Raw genomic sequence first — 15,796 nt, 5'->3', positions numbered from 1 at the left:
TCTCTGATGAGTGAGGATTAAGAATCATGGCTTACAGCGAAAAGGTCATCGACCACTACGAGAACCCGCGTAACGTCGGCAAGATGAACGCGGAAGATCCGGATGTCGGCACCGGCATGGTCGGTGCTCCAGCCTGTGGCGACGTGATGCGCCTGCAGATCAAGGTCAACGAGCAGGGCATCATCGAAGATGCCAAGTTCAAGACCTACGGCTGCGGCTCGGCCATCGCTTCCAGCTCCCTGGCCACCGAGTGGATGAAGGGCAAGACCCTGGACGAAGCCGAGACCATCAAGAACACCCAGCTGGCTGAAGAGCTGGCCCTGCCTCCAGTGAAGATCCACTGCTCGGTACTCGCCGAGGACGCCATCAAGGCTGCCGTTCGCGACTACAAGCAGAAGAAAGGCCTGATCTAACCGATCGGCTTTCACAGATTTGGCGACAAGTAAGGAGTCACGATGGCTATCAGCATGACAGAAGCGGCTGCTCAACACGTGCGACGCTCCCTCAACGGGCGCGGCAAGGGTGATGGGATTCGCCTGGGTGTTCGCACCACGGGCTGTTCCGGCCTTGCCTATGTGCTGGAGTTCGTCGACGAGATCGGCGAGGACGACCAGGTGTTCGAAAGTCACGGCGAGAAAGTGATCATCGACCCCAAGAGCCTGTCCTACCTGGATGGCACCGAGCTTGATTTCGTCAAGGAAGGGTTGAACGAAGGCTTCAAGTTCAACAACCCCAACGTGCGCGGTGAGTGTGGCTGCGGCGAAAGCTTCAACGTCTGAGGCTGCTTGTGGGTACTCCTTGTCATTTCGCCTTATTTGAGTTGCAGCCGACTTTTCGCCTGGATCTCGAGCAGTTGGCCGCGCGCTACCGTGAGTTGGCGCGCGCAGTCCATCCCGATCGGTTTGCCGACGCCCCCGAGCGTGAGCAGCGCCTGGCCCTGGAGCGGTCCGCCAGCCTCAACGAGGCCTACCAGACCCTCAAGAGCCCTCCCAAGCGTGCCCGTTATCTCCTGGCCCTCAAGGGCGGCGAGCTGCCGCTTGAGGTCACGGTGCACGACCCCGAGTTTCTTCTGCAGCAGATGCAGTGGCGCGAAGAGCTCGAGGACTTGCAGGACAGTGCCGATCTGTCGGGGGTGGCGGGGTTCAAGCGCCGGCTCAAGGCCGCCCAGGAACAGCTGAACGAAAGCTTCGCAGCCTGTTGGGACGATGCCGCGCAGCGCGAGCAGGCCGAGCGCCTGATGCGGCGCATGCAGTTCCTCGACAAGCTCACCTACGAAGTGCGCCAGTTAGAAGAGCGCCTCGACGATTAACCTAGTGCCGCTCCGGTCGCACGCCTGATATACAGATAAGTCCAGATAGACATGGCCCTACTGCAGATCGCTGAACCCGGCCAAAGTCCTCAACCGCACCAGCGTCGCCTGGCTGTGGGGATCGACTTGGGTACTACCAATTCGCTGGTCGCTGCGTTGCGCAGCGGCCTTTCCGAGCCGCTGGCCGACGCGCAGGGCCAGGTGATCCTGCCCTCCGCCGTGCGCTACCACGCCGATCGTGTCGAGGTGGGTGAGTCCGCCCGGTTGGCGGCTCCCGCCGATCCCCTGAATACCGTGCTGTCGGTCAAGCGCCTGATGGGCCGTGGCCTGGCTGACGTCAAGCAGTTGGGCGAGCAGCTTCCCTATCGTTTTGTCGGCGGTGAATCGCATATGCCGTTCATCGACACGGTGCAGGGGCCGAAGAGTCCGGTGGAAGTCTCCGCCGAGGTGCTCAAGGTGCTGCGCCAGCGGGCCGAAGCGACCTTGGGCGGCGAGCTGGTCGGTGCGGTGATCACCGTTCCCGCCTATTTTGACGATGCCCAGCGGCAAGCGACCAAGGATGCTGCCAAGCTGGCCGGCCTGAACGTGCTGCGCCTGCTCAACGAGCCAACGGCCGCTGCCGTGGCCTATGGCCTGGACCAGCAGGCCGAAGGGGTCGTGGCTATCTACGACCTGGGTGGCGGGACCTTCGATATCTCCATCCTGCGCCTGACCGGCGGTGTCTTCGAGGTGCTGGCTACAGGTGGCGATACCGCCCTGGGTGGCGACGATTTCGATCATGCCATCGCCAGCTGGATCATCCAGGGCGCCGGCTTGTCCTCCGACTTAGACCCGGGCGCCCAGCGTAACCTGTTGCAGATTGCCCGGGGGGCCAAGGAAGCCTTGACCGACGCCGCTTCGGTGGACGTCGAGTATGGCGGCTGGCGCGCCGCGCTGACCCGCGGGGCATTCGATGAATTGATCGAGCCGATGGTCGCTCGCAGCCTCAAGGCTTGTCGTCGCGCGGTGCGTGACTCCGGCGTCGAGCTCGACGAAGTGCGGGCCGTGGTCATGGTCGGTGGTTCGACTCGTGTGCCGCGGGTGCGTGAGGCGGTCGCCGAGATGTTCGGTCGCCAGCCGCTGACCGAGATCGATCCGGATCAAGTGGTGGCCATAGGGGCCGCGATCCAGGCCGATACCCTGGCGGGCAACAAGCGTGACGGCGGCGAGTTACTGCTGCTGGACGTGATTCCGCTGTCCTTGGGGCTGGAAACCATGGGCGGGCTGATGGAGAAGGTGATTCCGCGCAACACTACCATCCCGGTCGCGCGAGCCCAGGATTTCACCACCTACAAGGATGGCCAGACGGCCATGATGATCCATGTGCTACAGGGTGAGCGCGAACTGATCAGCGACTGCCGCTCCCTGGCGCGTTTCGAGTTGCGTGGCATTCCACCAATGGTGGCTGGTGCGGCGAAGATCCGGGTGACCTTCCAGGTGGACGCCGATGGCCTGCTCAGCGTTTCCGCGCGGGAACTGGGTTCGGGAGTCGAAGCCAGTATCCAGGTCAAGCCGTCCTACGGGCTGACCGATGGCGAGATCGCCCGGATGCTCAAGGATTCCTTCCAGTACGCCGGCGATGACAAGGTCGCCCGCGTGCTGCGTGAGCAGCAGGTGGATGCCCAGCGGTTGATCGAGGCGGTGCAGGGGGCCCTGGAGGCCGACGGCGACCGCTTGCTGGACGCCGAGGAGCGCATGGTCATCGAGCTGCAGATGCAGGAACTGAGTGAATTGATGCGTGGCACCGATGGTTATGCCATCGAGCAGCAGACCAAGCGTCTGTCGCAAGTGACCGACGCTTTTGCTGCCCGCCGCCTGGATTCGACGGTGAAAGCCGCCCTGGCGGGGCGCAACCTGAATGAGATCGAGGAATAACTGATGCCGCAGATCATTTTTCTGCCCCACGCCGTGTTCTGCCCGGATGGCCTGGTCGTCGAAGTCGAGCCCGGTGTCTCGTTGCTCGAGGTTGCCCATGACAACCACATCGAGATCGAGAGCGCCTGCGGCGGTGTCTGCGCCTGCACTACCTGCCATTGCATCGTGCGCGAGGGTTTCGACTCGCTGAACGAGGCCGACGAGTTGGAAGAAGACTTGCTGGACAAGGCCTGGGGCCTGGAAGCCCAGTCGCGCCTGTCGTGCCAGGCTATCGTTGGCGATGAAGACCTGACCGTCGAAATTCCCAAGTACTCGCTCAACCATGCGGCCGAAGCGCCGCACTGATTCAAGGAGCCATCATGAGTCTGAAGTGGGTTGATGTACTGGAAATCGCGATCCAGCTGGCTGATTCCAAGCCGGATGTGGATCCGCGTTATGTGAATTTTGTCGATCTGCACAAGTGGGTTCTGGCATTGCCGGAGTTCAGTGACGATCCGGCTCGCGGAGGCGAGAAGGTTCTTGAAGCAATTCAGGCCGCCTGGATCGACGAAACTGACTGAATCCGCGGGCTACGTAGTTAGGCAATCCCTTTAAACCCGCGTATAATTCGCGGGTTTAATTTTTCGCTTTAATCACCGTTTCTGGAGTTACACCATGGCTGTTCAACGTACTTTCTCCATCATCAAGCCTGACGCTGTTGCAAAAAACGTCATCGGCAAGATCGTTTCCCGTTTTGAAGAAGCCGGCCTGCGCGTTGTAGCTTCGAAAATGAAGCAACTGTCCAAGGCCGAAGCCGAGGGTTTCTACGCTGAACACAGCGAGCGTGGCTTCTTCGGCGAACTGGTTGCCTTCATGACTTCCGGTCCGGTTGTGGTTCAGGTTCTGGAAGGCGAGAACGCCATCGCTCGCAACCGTGAGCTGATGGGCGCTACCAACCCAAAAGAAGCTGCCGCCGGCACCATCCGTGCTGACTTCGCCGAGTCCATCGACGCCAACGCCGTTCACGGTTCGGACTCCGAAGCGGCTGCTGCTCGCGAAATCGCTTACTTCTTCGCAGCTACCGAGGTGACCACTCGCTAAGCCGCCAGGCCTGTGAGTGAAGGGTGAAACCATGACTACATCGATCGGCAAAACTAACCTGTTGGGGCTTACTCAACCGGAAATGGAGAAATTCTTCGACTCGATCGGGGAGAAGCGTTTCCGTGCCGGTCAGGTAATGAAATGGATTCACCACTTTGGCGTCGACGATTTCGACGCCATGACGAATGTCGGCAAGGCCTTGCGTGAAAAGCTCAAGGCCGTTGCCGAGATTCGCGGTCCGGAAGTAGTCAGCGAGGACATCTCCAGCGACGGCACCCGCAAGTGGGTGGTGCGCGTGGCGTCCGGCAGCTGTGTCGAGACCGTATACATTCCCCAGGGCAAGCGCGGCACCTTGTGCGTTTCGTCCCAGGCCGGCTGTGCCCTGGACTGCAGTTTCTGCTCCACCGGCAAGCAAGGCTTCAATAGCAACCTCACTGCCGCCGAAGTCATCGGCCAGGTGTGGATTGCCAACAAATCCTTCGGCAGCGTCCCGGCAACCGTCGATCGCGCCATCACCAACGTGGTGATGATGGGCATGGGCGAGCCGCTGCTGAACTTCGACAACGTCATCGCGGCCATGCACCTGATGATGGACGACCTGGGCTACGGCATCTCCAAGCGCCGGGTGACTCTGTCGACCTCCGGCGTGGTACCGATGATCGATGAGCTGGCCAAGCACATCGACGTCTCCCTGGCGTTGTCCCTGCACGCTCCCAACGATGCGCTGCGCAACCAGTTGGTACCGATCAACAAGAAGTACCCGCTGAAGATGCTGCTCGACTCGTGCCAGCGCTACATGTCGGCCCTGGGCGAGAAGCGTGTGCTGACCATCGAGTACACCCTGCTCAAGGACGTCAACGACCAGCCTGAGCACGCGGTGCAGATGATCGAGTTGCTCAAGGACATCCCTTGCAAGATCAACCTGATCCCGTTCAACCCGTTCCCCCACTCCGGCTACGAGCGTCCGAGCAACAACGCCATCCGGCGTTTCCAGGACCAGTTGCATCATGCCGGCTTCAACGTCACCGTGCGTACCACTCGCGGGGAAGACATCGATGCCGCTTGCGGCCAGTTGGTAGGCCAGGTGCTGGACCGCACCCGGCGCAGCGAACGCTATATCGCCGTGCGTGAATTGAGCGCCGACGCCGATATGCCGCAAAGCGTCGCGGCCCGTACTTGAGAGAGGATCTCCATGGTCTTGCGCCTAGCGCTGCTCCTGCTTGTTGCCAGTCTCTGCGCTGGCTGTGTCATGTCGGGCGATTCCAGTCCGATGGACACTGGCAAGGGCCGTGACGAGGCGCGCCAGGCCTATGTGCAGCTGGGGCTGGGCTATTTGCAGCAGGGCTTGGGCGAACAAGCCAAGGCCCCGCTGAAGAAGGCCCTGGAACTGGCTCCCGACGATGCCGACGCCAACGCCGCCCTGGCGCTGGTGTTCCAGGCCGAAATGGAACCGGCCCTGGCTGACGTGCAGTTTCGCAAGGCCCTGGCAGCGCGTCCGCACGACCCCCGGATTCTCAATAACTACGGCAGCTTCCTGTTCCAGGAAAAGCGCTACGACGACGCGTACTCGCGTTTCGAGCAAGCCGCTGCGGATACCCTGTATCCTGGCCGTTCCCGGGTTCTCGAGAACCTTGGCATGACCGCCTCGAAGCTCGGCCAGCGCAAGCTGGCCCAGTCTCACCTGGAGAAGGCCTTGCGGCTGAATCACCAGCAGCCTCGCGCATTGTTGGAAATGGCTGAGTTGTCTTACGAAGACAGGCATTATGTGCCCGCGCGCGATTATTACGATCGTTTTAGCCTGCTTGGCGAACAAAATGCACGTAGTCTATTGCTCGGCGCGCGCCTGGCAACGGTGTTCGAAGATCACGAGAAGGCCTCCAGTTACGGTCTGCAACTTAAACGACTCTATCCCGGTACGCCGGAATATCAGCAATACCTGTCGGAGCAATGATGAAAGTGGCGCAACCCGAAGTTCAAGCAGCGACTAGCGTCAATCCCGGTGAGACCTTGCGCCAGGCTCGCGAAAGCAATGGTTGGGCGCTGGCGGACGTGGCCCACAAGCTCAATCTCACCGTGAGCTCGCTGAGCAACCTGGAGGCCGGCGCATTCGACAAGCTCCCAGGGCATACCTTCGCCCGCGGCTATATCCGTGCCTATGCCAAGTTGCTGGATATGGACCAGGCGACCCTGGTCCAGGCCTTCGACCAATACACCGGCACCGACTCCCAAGGCAGCAGCGTGCATGCCCTGGGGCGTATCGAAGAGCCGGTGCGGGTCTCCCATACCATTCTGAGGATCGTCAGCCTGCTGTTGCTGGTGGCCGTGGTTGGCGGTGGTTTCATCTGGTGGCAGGACCAGACCTCGCAACGCAGCAAGGAACTGGTCGGCCTGAGCCCTGAACATGTGGAAGTCGAGGGCGCCGACGGCAAGACCCAGATCCACCCGATCGATGAGCCGGAAGACCAGGCCGTTGCCGAAGGCCAGAGCGAAGCCGAGGCCAATGCCGCGCAGTTGGCCGGCGAGGCACCTGTCCAGACCCCGGCCCCGGTTGTGGCTCCGGCTGCCCCCGTCCAGGCGCCGGCAGTTGCACCAGCCACTGCGACCCATCCTGTGACGGCCCCGGCTACTGCCCCGGTGATCGCGGCCCCGGTCGTTGTGGCGCCAGTCCCGGCAACCACGGTCACCGCTCAGGCCAACGTGCCAGCGCCGACTGTCGCGGCTGCCGGCTCCGCTCAGGTACAGATCCAGTTCAGCGCCGATTGCTGGACCCAGGTCACCGATGGCAATGGCAAGATCCTGCTCAGCGCCCTCAAGCGCAAGGGCGAGAGCGTCGATGTCAGCGGCAAGCCACCTTTTGCCGTACGCCTGGGTTACGCCCGTGGCGCACAAATCAGCTACAACGGGCAGGCGGTGGATATCGCCCCGTTCACCACTGGCGAGACTGCTCGCCTGAAGTTAGGTCAATAAGTCATGCACGGCGAATCTCCAATCAAACGTCGCGAGTCCCGCAAGATCTGGGTCGGCTCGGTACCGGTGGGCGGCGATGCCCCGATCGCGGTGCAGAGCATGACCAACAGCGACACCAACGACGTAGCGGCAACCGTCGCCCAGATCAACCGCCTCGAAGCCGCCGGTGTCGATATCGTGCGGGTTTCGGTGCCGGACATGGACGCCGCCGAGGCGTTCGGCCGGATCAAGCAGCAGGTCAAGGTACCGTTGGTGGCCGACATCCACTTCGACTACAAGATCGCCTTGCGCGTAGCCGAGCTGGGCGTCGATTGCCTGCGGATCAACCCCGGCAACATCGGTCGCGAAGACCGGGTTCGCGCAGTGGTGGATGCCGCTCGTGACCGTGGTATCCCGATCCGTATCGGGGTCAACGCCGGTTCCCTGGAAAAGGACCTGCAGAAGAAGTACGGCGAGCCGACTCCGGCTGCGTTGGTAGAGTCGGCACTGCGTCATGTCGAACACCTCGAACGCCTGAATTTCCAGGACTTCAAGGTCAGCGTGAAGGCTTCCGACGTGTTCATGGCGGTCGAAGCCTACCGTTTGCTGGCCAAGGAAATCATTCAACCCTTGCACTTGGGCATCACTGAAGCCGGTGGATTGCGTTCAGGTACGGTGAAATCCGCCGTCGGCCTCGGTATGCTGCTGGCCGAAGGGATTGGCGATACCATTCGCATCTCGTTGGCAGCCGATCCGGTCGAGGAAGTGAAGGTCGGCTACGACATCCTCAAGTCCCTGCACCTGCGTTCCCGTGGCATCAACTTCATCGCCTGCCCGAGCTGCTCGCGGCAGAATTTCGATGTGGTGAAAACCATGAACGAGCTGGAAGGGCGCCTCGAGGACCTGCTGGTACCCATGGATGTCGCGGTGATCGGTTGTGTGGTCAACGGTCCGGGCGAAGCCAAGGAAGCCCATGTGGGCTTGACCGGCGGTACGCCGAACCTGATCTATATCGATGGCAAGCCGTCGCAGAAACTGACCAATGACAATCTGGTGGACGAGCTGGAAAAGCTGATCCGGCAGAAGGCGGCCGAAAAGGTCGAGGCCGACGCAGCGCTGATCGCTCGTGGCTAACCGAACGTATTAAGGATTCTTTGTGAGCAAGTCCCTGCAAGCCATTCGTGGCATGAACGACATCCTGCCCGAGCAGACGCCGCTGTGGCGCTACTTCGAAGGCACCGTGGCACGGTTGCTGGATAACTACGGTTACAAGCAGATCCGCATGCCGATCGTCGAGTTCACCGAGCTGTTCAAGCGCTCCATCGGCGAAGTCACCGACATCGTCGAAAAAGAGATGTACACCTTCGAGGACCGCAACGGCGACTCCCTGACCTTGCGTCCGGAAGGCACCGCCGCCTGTGTGCGCGCAGCGCTGGAGCATGGCCTGACCGGTGCCGGCCAGGTACAGAAGCTCTGGTACATCGGTCCGATGTTCCGCCATGAGCGTCCACAGAAAGGCCGTTATCGCCAGTTCCACCAGATCGGCCTGGAAGTGTTCAACCTGGACGGTCCGGACATCGATGCCGAACTGATCGTGCTGACCTGGCGCCTGTGGGGCGAGCTGGGCATCCGTGATGCGGTGAAGCTTGAACTCAACAGCCTGGGTACCGCCGAAGCCCGTGCACGTTATCGCGATGCCCTGGTGGAGTTCCTCTCCGCCCGCCATGAGCAGCTGGACGAAGACAGCCAGCGTCGCCTCAAGACCAACCCCCTGCGGGTGCTGGACACCAAGGATCCGGGCACCCAGGCGGTGCTGGTGGACGCGCCGAAGCTGGCCGACTACCTGGATGAAGAATCCCGGGTGCATTTCGAAGGCCTCAAGGCCCGCCTGGAAGCCGCTGGCATCCCCTATGTGATCAATCCGAAGCTGGTGCGTGGCCTGGACTATTACAGCAAGACCGTCTTCGAGTGGGTGACCGACAAGCTCGGTGCCCAGGGCACTGTCTGCGCCGGCGGCCGCTACGATGGCCTGGTGGAGCAGATGGGCGGCAAGCCGACCCCGGGCGTGGGTTTCGCCATGGGTATCGAGCGCCTGGTGCTGATGCTGGAGACCCTGGAACGGGTGCCGGCAGAGATCTCCCGCCAGGTGGATGTCTACCTGTGTGCCTTTGGCGAGGCCGCCGAACTGGCGGGCCTGGCCCTGAGCGAGCGGGTTCGCGACCAACTGCCGAACCTGCGCCTGCAGGTCAACGCCGGTGGTGGCAGCTTCAAGAGCCAGTTCAAGAAGGCCGACAAGAGTGGTGCACTGTATGCGCTGATCCTCGGTGACGACGAGTTGGCCCAGCAAGTGGTAGGTTTCAAGCCCCTGCGTGGCCAGGGCGAGCAACAAAGCATTGCCTGGGATGCGCTCGCTGCGCACCTGGCCACCTGCGTCGTGCAGGGTTGAAGCTGTCAAACAGCCGATTTAGCGAATAAGGAGTATTGGGGTGTCGAGTACCGAAGATGAACAGCTGGCGGAATTGAAAGACTGGTGGCAGCGTAACGGCAAACCCCTGGTGAACGGCGGCCTGCTGGCCCTGGTCATCGTGTTCGGCTGGCAGGCCTGGCACAAGTATCAGAACAACCAGTCGCAAGGCGCTTCGGTGCTCTATCAGCAACTGCTTGAAACCACCCTGACGCCCGATGGCAAGCCGGATGCGGCTCGTGTCACCGACCTGGCCGGCAAGCTCAACAGCGAGTTCGGCGGCAGCGCCTATGCGCAGTACGGCAGCCTGTTCGTCGCCAAGGTAGCAGTGGACAGCGGCAAGCTGGATGACGCTGTAGCCCAGCTCAAGGCCGTGGCCGATAAGCCGGCGAACCCGACCCTGGGCGAAGTGGCGCGTCAGCGCCTGGCCCAGGTGCTGGCCGCGCAGAACAAGGCCGACGAGGCCCTGAAGCTGCTCGACGGCGACGCCGACAAGGCCTTCCTGGCCACCCGTGAAGAACTCAAGGGCGATCTGCTGGTCCAGCTGGGCCGCATTGACGAAGCCCATGCTGCATATCAGAAAGCCAAGGCGGCGCTGTCGGATGAAGCGGCGGTCGGTGGCCTACAAATCAAGCTCGACGACCTGGCCAAAGGGGATGCGTGACGTGATCCGTTGGAAACATGCAGCATTGCTGGCCCTGGCCTTGTTGGCCGCGGGTTGCAGCAGCAACAGCAAGAAAGAACTGCCACCGGCCGAACTGGTCGACTTCAAGGAAGAGGTGGTCCTGCAGAAACAGTGGAGCCGCTCCATCGGTGATGGCCAGGGCGAAACCTACAACATGCTGGTTCCAGCGATCGACGGCAGCACCATCTACGCCGCCGATGTCACCGGTGTAGTGGTGGCCATGGACCGCATGAACGGCGACGTCAAATGGAAGCAGGACCTGGAGCTGCCGGTTTCCGGCGCCGTAGGCGTGGGTTACGGCCTGGTGATGATCGGCACCCTCAAGGGTGAAGTGATCGCCCTGGACACTTCCAACGGTGAAGAGAAATGGCGTGCCCGCGTCACCAGTGAAGTGCTGGCTCCTCCGGCTACCAACGGCGACGTGGTGGTGGTCCAGACCCAGGATGACCGGGTGATCGGCCTCGATGCCAGCACCGGCAACCAGCTGTGGCTCTACGACAGCACCCCGGCGGTACTGACCCTGCGTGGCACCAGTGCCCCGCTGGCGACCAACCGCCTGGCCCTGGCCGGCCTTTCCACCGGCAAGGTAGTGGCGCTGGATATCCGCAACGGCGTGCCGGTGTGGGAACAGCGTGTCGCCATCCCGCAAGGTCGTTCCGAGCTGGATCGCGTGGTGGATATCGACGGCGGCCTGCTGCTGTCCGGTGGCACCCTGTACGTGGCCAGCTACCAGGGGCGTGTCACGGCCCTGGACCTGGAGAGCGGTCGCCCACTGTGGCAGCGTGACGCCTCCAGCTACGCAGGTGTCGCCCAGGGCTTCGGCAGCGTCTACGTGAGCCTGTCCTCGGGCACCGTGGAAGGCATCGACGAGCGTTCGACCTCCGCCTTGTGGAGCAACGATTCCCTGGCTCGCCGCCAACTGTCGGCACCGGAAGTGTTCTCCAGCTATGTGGCCGTGGGTGACCTGGAAGGCTACCTGCACCTGCTGAGCCAGGTGGATGGTCGTTTCGTCGCGCGTGAGCGCATCGACAGCGACGGCCTGCGCGCTCGTCCGCTGGTGGTGGGCGACATGATCTACGTGTTTGGCAACAGCGGCAAACTGGAAGCCCTGACCATCAAGTAATGGTTTGACTATGCTTGGGGGTGATTCCCCAAGCGGCCTTGTCTGGACAAGGCTTGCAGCACTTCAAGGTGCTGCCCCGAGCACCAGCCGCTGCCTCGCAGCGGCTTTTGTATTTTCTGAAATAATGCAGTGGAGAGCCGCATGGTTCCCGTAATCGCCCTGGTGGGCCGACCCAACGTCGGCAAGTCCACCTTGTTCAACCGCCTGACTCGGACTCGCGACGCCATCGTCGGCGATCTGTCCGGTCTGACCCGTGATCGCCAATACGGTGAGGCCAAGTGGCAAGGGCGTACCTATATTCTCATCGACACCGGCGGTATCTCCGGCGACGAGCATGGCATGGATGAAAAGATGGCCGAGCAGTCGCTGCTGGCCATCGAAGAAGCCGACGTGGTGCTGTTCCTGGTGGACGCCAAGGCTGGGTTCACCGCAGCCGACCAGATGATCGGCGAGCACCTGCGCAAGCGTAACAAGACCTCCTACGTGATCGCCAACAAGGTCGACAACATCGACCCGGACATGGCTCGCGCCGAGTTTGCCCCACTGGGCATGGGGGATGCGATCCCGATCGCCGGCGCCCACGGCCGTGGCATCAGCCAGATGCTGGAAATCACCCTGCGCGAATTCCCCAAGGATGACGCCGACGAGCTCGAAGAGGGCGAGGAAGAGATCGTTGCCGAAGGCGAGGAAGCCAAGCGTATTCCTGGTCCGAGCGAGAAGGATGGGATCAAGATCGCCATCATCGGTCGTCCCAACGTAGGCAAGTCGACCCTGGTCAACCGCATGCTCGGTGAAGACCGGGTCATCGTCTACGACCAGCCCGGCACCACCCGCGACAGTATCTACATCCCGTTCGAGCGCAACGAGGAGAAGTACACGCTGATCGACACCGCGGGTGTGCGCAAGCGCGGCAAGATCCACGAGGAAGTCGAGAAGTTCTCGGTGGTCAAGACGCTGCAGGCGATCAAGGACGCCAACGTGGTGATCTTCGTCATGGACGCCCGCGAAGGCGTGGTGGACCACGACCTGAACCTGCTGGGCTTCGCCCTGGAAGCGGGTCGGGCGTTGGTGATTGCCCTGAACAAGTGGGACGGCATGCAGCCTAGCGAGCGCGACTACGTGAAGACCGAGCTGGAGCGCCGGCTGTTCTTCGTCGACTTCGCCGATATCCACTTCATCTCGGCATTGCACGGCACTGGCGTGGGCAACCTGTACCAATCGGTGCAGAACTCCTTCAAGTCGGCGGTGACCCGCTGGCCTACCAGCCGCCTGACCCAGATCCTGGAAGACGCCGTGAGCGAGCATGCCCCGCCCATGGTCAACAGCCGCCGGATCAAGCTGCGTTATGCCCACCTGGGGGGGGCCAACCCTCCGTTGATCGTGATCCACGGCAACCAGGTGGAGAAGGTGCCCAAGTCCTATGTGCGCTACCTGGAGAACACCTACCGGCGCGTGCTGAAGCTGGTGGGGACGCCGATCCGTATCGAGTTCAAGGGCAGCGACAACCCGTACGAGGGCAACAAGAACACGCTTACCGACCGCCAGGTCAACAAGAAGCGTCGCTTGATGTCGCACCACAAGAAAGCCGAGAAGAAACGCCGCGACAAGCGCTGACCAAGCACGCCGGGCCAAGGCCGCAAACCTTGTGGCTTGTGGCCTGGAGCTTGAAACGGCGGCAGGAAAAGGGGGCCCTTGGGCCCCTTTTTCAATCGTCGCGCTTTGGGCTATCCTCGGGACCTCCCGCGCCGTCGTAGAGCCGGGTGTTCAGCAGGGAACCCGCATGATCACCAGCAAGCTGCCGAATATCGGCACCACCATCTTCACGCAAATGTCCCAGCTCGCGGCCCAGACCGGAGCGCTCAACCTGTCCCAGGGATTCCCGGATTTCGACGGCCCGCAAGCACTGCGCGACGCGGTCGGCCGGCATGTCGCCAGTGGCCATAACCAGTACGCACCGATGGCCGGCCTGCCGGCGCTGCGCCAGCAGGTGGCGGCCAAGATCGCCCGCAGCTATGGCGCCAAGGTCGACCCTGACGCTGAAGTGACCATCACTCCGGGGGCGACCCAGGCGATCTTCTGCGCCATCCACGCGCTGATCCGCCAGGGAGATGAAGTCATCGTCTTCGACCCCAGCTACGACAGCTACGAACCCTCGGTGGAGCTGGCCGGCGGTCGCTGCGTGCACGTACAACTGAGCCAGGGCGACTTCGCCATCGACTGGCAGCAGCTCGAGGAGGCGCTGGGCCCGCGCACGCGGATGATCATCATCAATAGCCCGCACAACCCCAGTGGCGCCCTGATCAGTCGCGCCGAGCTGGACCGGTTGGCCGAGCTGATCCGTGATCGCGACATCTACCTGGTCAGCGACGAGGTCTATGAGCACCTGGTGTTCGATGGCGTGCCCCATGCCAGCGTCCTGGCCCATGAGGAGTTGTACCAGCGGGCCTTCGTGGTCAGCTCCTTCGGCAAGACCTACCACGTTACCGGCTGGAAGACCGGTTACGTGGTGGCGCCGCCGGCCTTGAGCGCCGAGCTGCGCAAGGTGCATCAATATGTCAGCTTCTGCGGGGTGACGCCTTTGCAGTACGCTCTCGCCGACTTCATGGCCGAGCACCCGGAACACGTCGAGCAGTTGCCTGCTTTCTACCAGGCCAAGCGTGATCTGTTCTGTGATCTGTTGAGCGCTTCACGCTTTTGTTTCACCCGGGTGACCGGCACCTACTTTCAACTGGTGGATTATTCGCAGATTCGCCCAGACCTGGACGATGTCGAGATGGCGACCTGGATGACCCGTGAACATGGGGTCGCGGCCATTCCGGTGTCGGTGTTTTATCAGCAGCCGCCCCAGGGGCAGCGTCTGGTGCGTCTGTGTTTTGCCAAGCGCGAGGAGACGCTGCGTCAGGCAGCGGAGAAACTATGCGTGATCTGAGTGCACTACCCGATCTGAACCTGGCTTTGGTCCAGACGACCCTGGCCTGGCATGATCGTCAGGCCAATCTGGAACATTTCGAGCCTTTGCTGGAACAGGCCCGTGGCGCCGATCTGGTGATTCTTCCGGAGATGTTCACTACCGGCTTTTCCATGGAATCCCAGACCCTAGCGGAAGCGGAGAATGGTCCGACCAGCAAGTGGCTGCGTTGCCAGGCGAAGAAGCTCGATGCGGTGATCACTGGCAGTGTGATTATCCAGGCGGCCGATGGCAGCCACCGCAATCGCCTGCTTTGGGCACGCCCTGATGGTGAAGTCTGGCACTACGACAAGCGTCACCTGTTCCGCATGGCTGGCGAGCACGATCATTTCACTCCTGGCGAGCGCCAGGTGCAGTTCGAGCTCAAGGGCTGGCGCATTCGCCCGTTGATCTGCTACGACCTGCGTTTCCCGGTCTGGAGCCGCGATGCCCAGGACACCGACCTGCTGTTGTACACCGCCAACTGGCCGGGAGCGCGGCGCCTGCATTGGAACCGGCTGTTGCCGGCGCGTGCTATCGAGAACCTGTGTTATGTCGCCGCGGTGAACCGCGTGGGCACCGATGGCAAGGGCTTTGCCTACACCGGCGATAGCCAGGTGCTGGATTTCCAGGGGGAGAGCCTGCTCAGCGCCGGGGAGGCGGACGGGGTATTCCAGGTCTGCCTCAAGGCCGCGGACCTGGCCGCCTACCGTGCCCGGTTCCCGGCCAACCTCGATGCCGACAGCTTCAGGTTCACCTAGGCTCGCAGCGGCCTATCAAGCTTTGGGATCGAGGGCCGATAGGGCATGAATCCAGGAGGAATCATTCATGACCAGCATCAACGCCAATACCATCAATCCTTATCCCCCGGCCGCGCCGAAAGTCCGCCTCAGCGGGGCTGAAGAGCCTACGGCCCGCTCGCTGGCGCCAGCCGCCAGGATCGAGCAGGACGAGGATAAGGCGCTGCGGGTCAATTCCGCCGACGCCGGTATCGATGCGGTGAAGGGCGGAGGCGATCCGGTCAAGCAACTGCAAAAACAGATCGAGCAGACCCAGAAGATCCTCGAGCAACAGCAGGCGCAGCTGGCCAGTACCGAGAAGAGCCAGGCCAGCGATGAGCAGAAGGCCCAACAGGTCATGGAGCTTCAGGCCCAGATCGCCCAGACCAGCAGTACCTTGCAGGTCCTGCAGGCGGCGTTGCTGCAGGCCATGTTCAGCGTCGACGTGCATGCCTGACTGACTGGCGGCAAGCATCGGCTTTGCCGCCCAGAGACAAAAAGGCCCCGGGGAGCGCGACTCCCCGGGGCCTTTTACCTGGCGCGTGTCGG

At 62.2% G+C, this 15,796-nt stretch carries 18 protein-coding genes; all 18 read left to right on the top strand.

What is annotated here, in order from left to right:
- Window positions 1-26: 26 nt before the first annotated feature.
- On the top strand, window positions 27-413 hold the full coding sequence (gene iscU, locus H7A76_RS11435; RefSeq protein WP_007929523.1) for a Fe-S cluster assembly scaffold IscU: 387 nt from the start codon (window positions 27-29) through the stop codon (window positions 411-413).
- A gap of 42 nt (window positions 414-455) precedes the next feature.
- Window positions 456-779 carry an iron-sulfur cluster assembly protein IscA gene (gene iscA / locus H7A76_RS11430; RefSeq protein ID WP_053131791.1) on the top strand — a complete coding sequence of 108 codons (324 nt, stop codon included), beginning with the start codon at window positions 456-458 and terminating at the stop codon, window positions 777-779.
- 8 nt (window positions 780-787) lie between these two features.
- On the top strand, window positions 788-1,309 hold the full coding sequence (hscB, locus tag H7A76_RS11425) for a co-chaperone HscB (RefSeq protein ID WP_185698573.1): 522 nt from the start codon (window positions 788-790) through the stop codon (window positions 1,307-1,309).
- A 51-nt stretch (window positions 1,310-1,360) separates the two neighbouring features.
- Window positions 1,361-3,223 (top strand): Fe-S protein assembly chaperone HscA, encoded by a 1,863-nt coding sequence (gene hscA / locus H7A76_RS11420; protein ID WP_185698572.1) that lies wholly within the window; start codon window positions 1,361-1,363, stop codon window positions 3,221-3,223.
- A gap of 3 nt (window positions 3,224-3,226) precedes the next feature.
- Complete coding sequence (gene fdx, locus H7A76_RS11415; RefSeq protein ID WP_022640702.1) at window positions 3,227-3,568, top strand: ISC system 2Fe-2S type ferredoxin; 342 nt, start codon at window positions 3,227-3,229, stop codon at window positions 3,566-3,568.
- Between the two features lie 14 nt (window positions 3,569-3,582).
- Window positions 3,583-3,783: a Fe-S cluster assembly protein IscX gene (gene iscX / locus H7A76_RS11410; protein ID WP_022640701.1), complete on the top strand. Its 201-nt coding sequence runs from the start codon at window positions 3,583-3,585 to the stop codon at window positions 3,781-3,783.
- A 94-nt stretch (window positions 3,784-3,877) separates the two neighbouring features.
- The gene (gene ndk, locus H7A76_RS11405; protein WP_022640700.1) at window positions 3,878-4,303 is read left to right on the top strand and encodes a nucleoside-diphosphate kinase; all 426 of its coding nucleotides are present in this window, start codon (window positions 3,878-3,880) and stop codon (window positions 4,301-4,303) included.
- Window positions 4,304-4,334: 31 nt separating this feature from the next.
- Entirely contained in the window at window positions 4,335-5,483 is a 1,149-nt protein-coding gene (gene rlmN / locus H7A76_RS11400) for a 23S rRNA (adenine(2503)-C(2))-methyltransferase RlmN (protein WP_185698571.1), read from the top strand.
- 12 nt (window positions 5,484-5,495) lie between these two features.
- Window positions 5,496-6,254 (top strand): type IV pilus biogenesis/stability protein PilW, encoded by a 759-nt coding sequence (gene pilW / locus H7A76_RS11395; protein WP_185698570.1) that lies wholly within the window; start codon window positions 5,496-5,498, stop codon window positions 6,252-6,254.
- Window positions 6,254-7,270, top strand: a complete 1,017-nt coding sequence (locus H7A76_RS11390; protein ID WP_185698569.1) for a RodZ family helix-turn-helix domain-containing protein — start codon at window positions 6,254-6,256, stop codon at window positions 7,268-7,270. Before pilW ends, H7A76_RS11390 begins: the two co-directional genes overlap by 1 nt.
- Window positions 7,271-7,273: 3 nt before the next feature.
- Complete coding sequence (gene ispG / locus H7A76_RS11385; protein WP_185698568.1) at window positions 7,274-8,383, top strand: flavodoxin-dependent (E)-4-hydroxy-3-methylbut-2-enyl-diphosphate synthase; 1,110 nt, start codon at window positions 7,274-7,276, stop codon at window positions 8,381-8,383.
- A gap of 22 nt (window positions 8,384-8,405) precedes the next feature.
- A complete protein-coding gene (gene hisS / locus H7A76_RS11380; RefSeq protein ID WP_185698567.1) occupies window positions 8,406-9,695 on the top strand; it encodes a histidine--tRNA ligase in 1,290 nt (429 codons plus the stop codon).
- 40 nt (window positions 9,696-9,735) lie between these two features.
- Window positions 9,736-10,377 (top strand): tetratricopeptide repeat protein, encoded by a 642-nt coding sequence (locus H7A76_RS11375; protein WP_185698566.1) that lies wholly within the window; start codon window positions 9,736-9,738, stop codon window positions 10,375-10,377.
- Entirely contained in the window at window positions 10,370-11,521 is a 1,152-nt protein-coding gene (bamB, locus tag H7A76_RS11370; protein ID WP_022640693.1) for an outer membrane protein assembly factor BamB, read from the top strand. The genes H7A76_RS11375 and bamB overlap by 8 nt, the downstream gene beginning before the upstream one ends.
- A 141-nt stretch (window positions 11,522-11,662) precedes the next feature.
- Window positions 11,663-13,135: a ribosome biogenesis GTPase Der gene (der, locus tag H7A76_RS11365; RefSeq protein WP_185698565.1), complete on the top strand. Its 1,473-nt coding sequence runs from the start codon at window positions 11,663-11,665 to the stop codon at window positions 13,133-13,135.
- Between the two features lie 166 nt (window positions 13,136-13,301).
- Entirely contained in the window at window positions 13,302-14,450 is a 1,149-nt protein-coding gene (locus H7A76_RS11360) for a pyridoxal phosphate-dependent aminotransferase (protein WP_185698564.1), read from the top strand.
- Window positions 14,438-15,229 (top strand): amidohydrolase, encoded by a 792-nt coding sequence (locus H7A76_RS11355; protein ID WP_185698563.1) that lies wholly within the window; start codon window positions 14,438-14,440, stop codon window positions 15,227-15,229. The genes H7A76_RS11360 and H7A76_RS11355 overlap by 13 nt, the downstream gene beginning before the upstream one ends.
- Window positions 15,230-15,296: 67 nt before the next feature.
- A complete protein-coding gene (locus H7A76_RS11350; RefSeq protein ID WP_185698562.1) occupies window positions 15,297-15,704 on the top strand; it encodes a hypothetical protein in 408 nt (135 codons plus the stop codon).
- Window positions 15,705-15,796 lie beyond the last annotated feature (92 nt).

The organism is Pseudomonas sp. MSSRFD41, assembly GCF_014230245.1.
Lineage (GTDB): Bacteria > Pseudomonadota > Gammaproteobacteria > Pseudomonadales > Pseudomonadaceae > Aquipseudomonas > Aquipseudomonas piscis.
The sequence above is the reverse complement of the archived record's forward strand: the minus strand, read 5'-3'. Positions and strand labels throughout refer to the sequence as shown.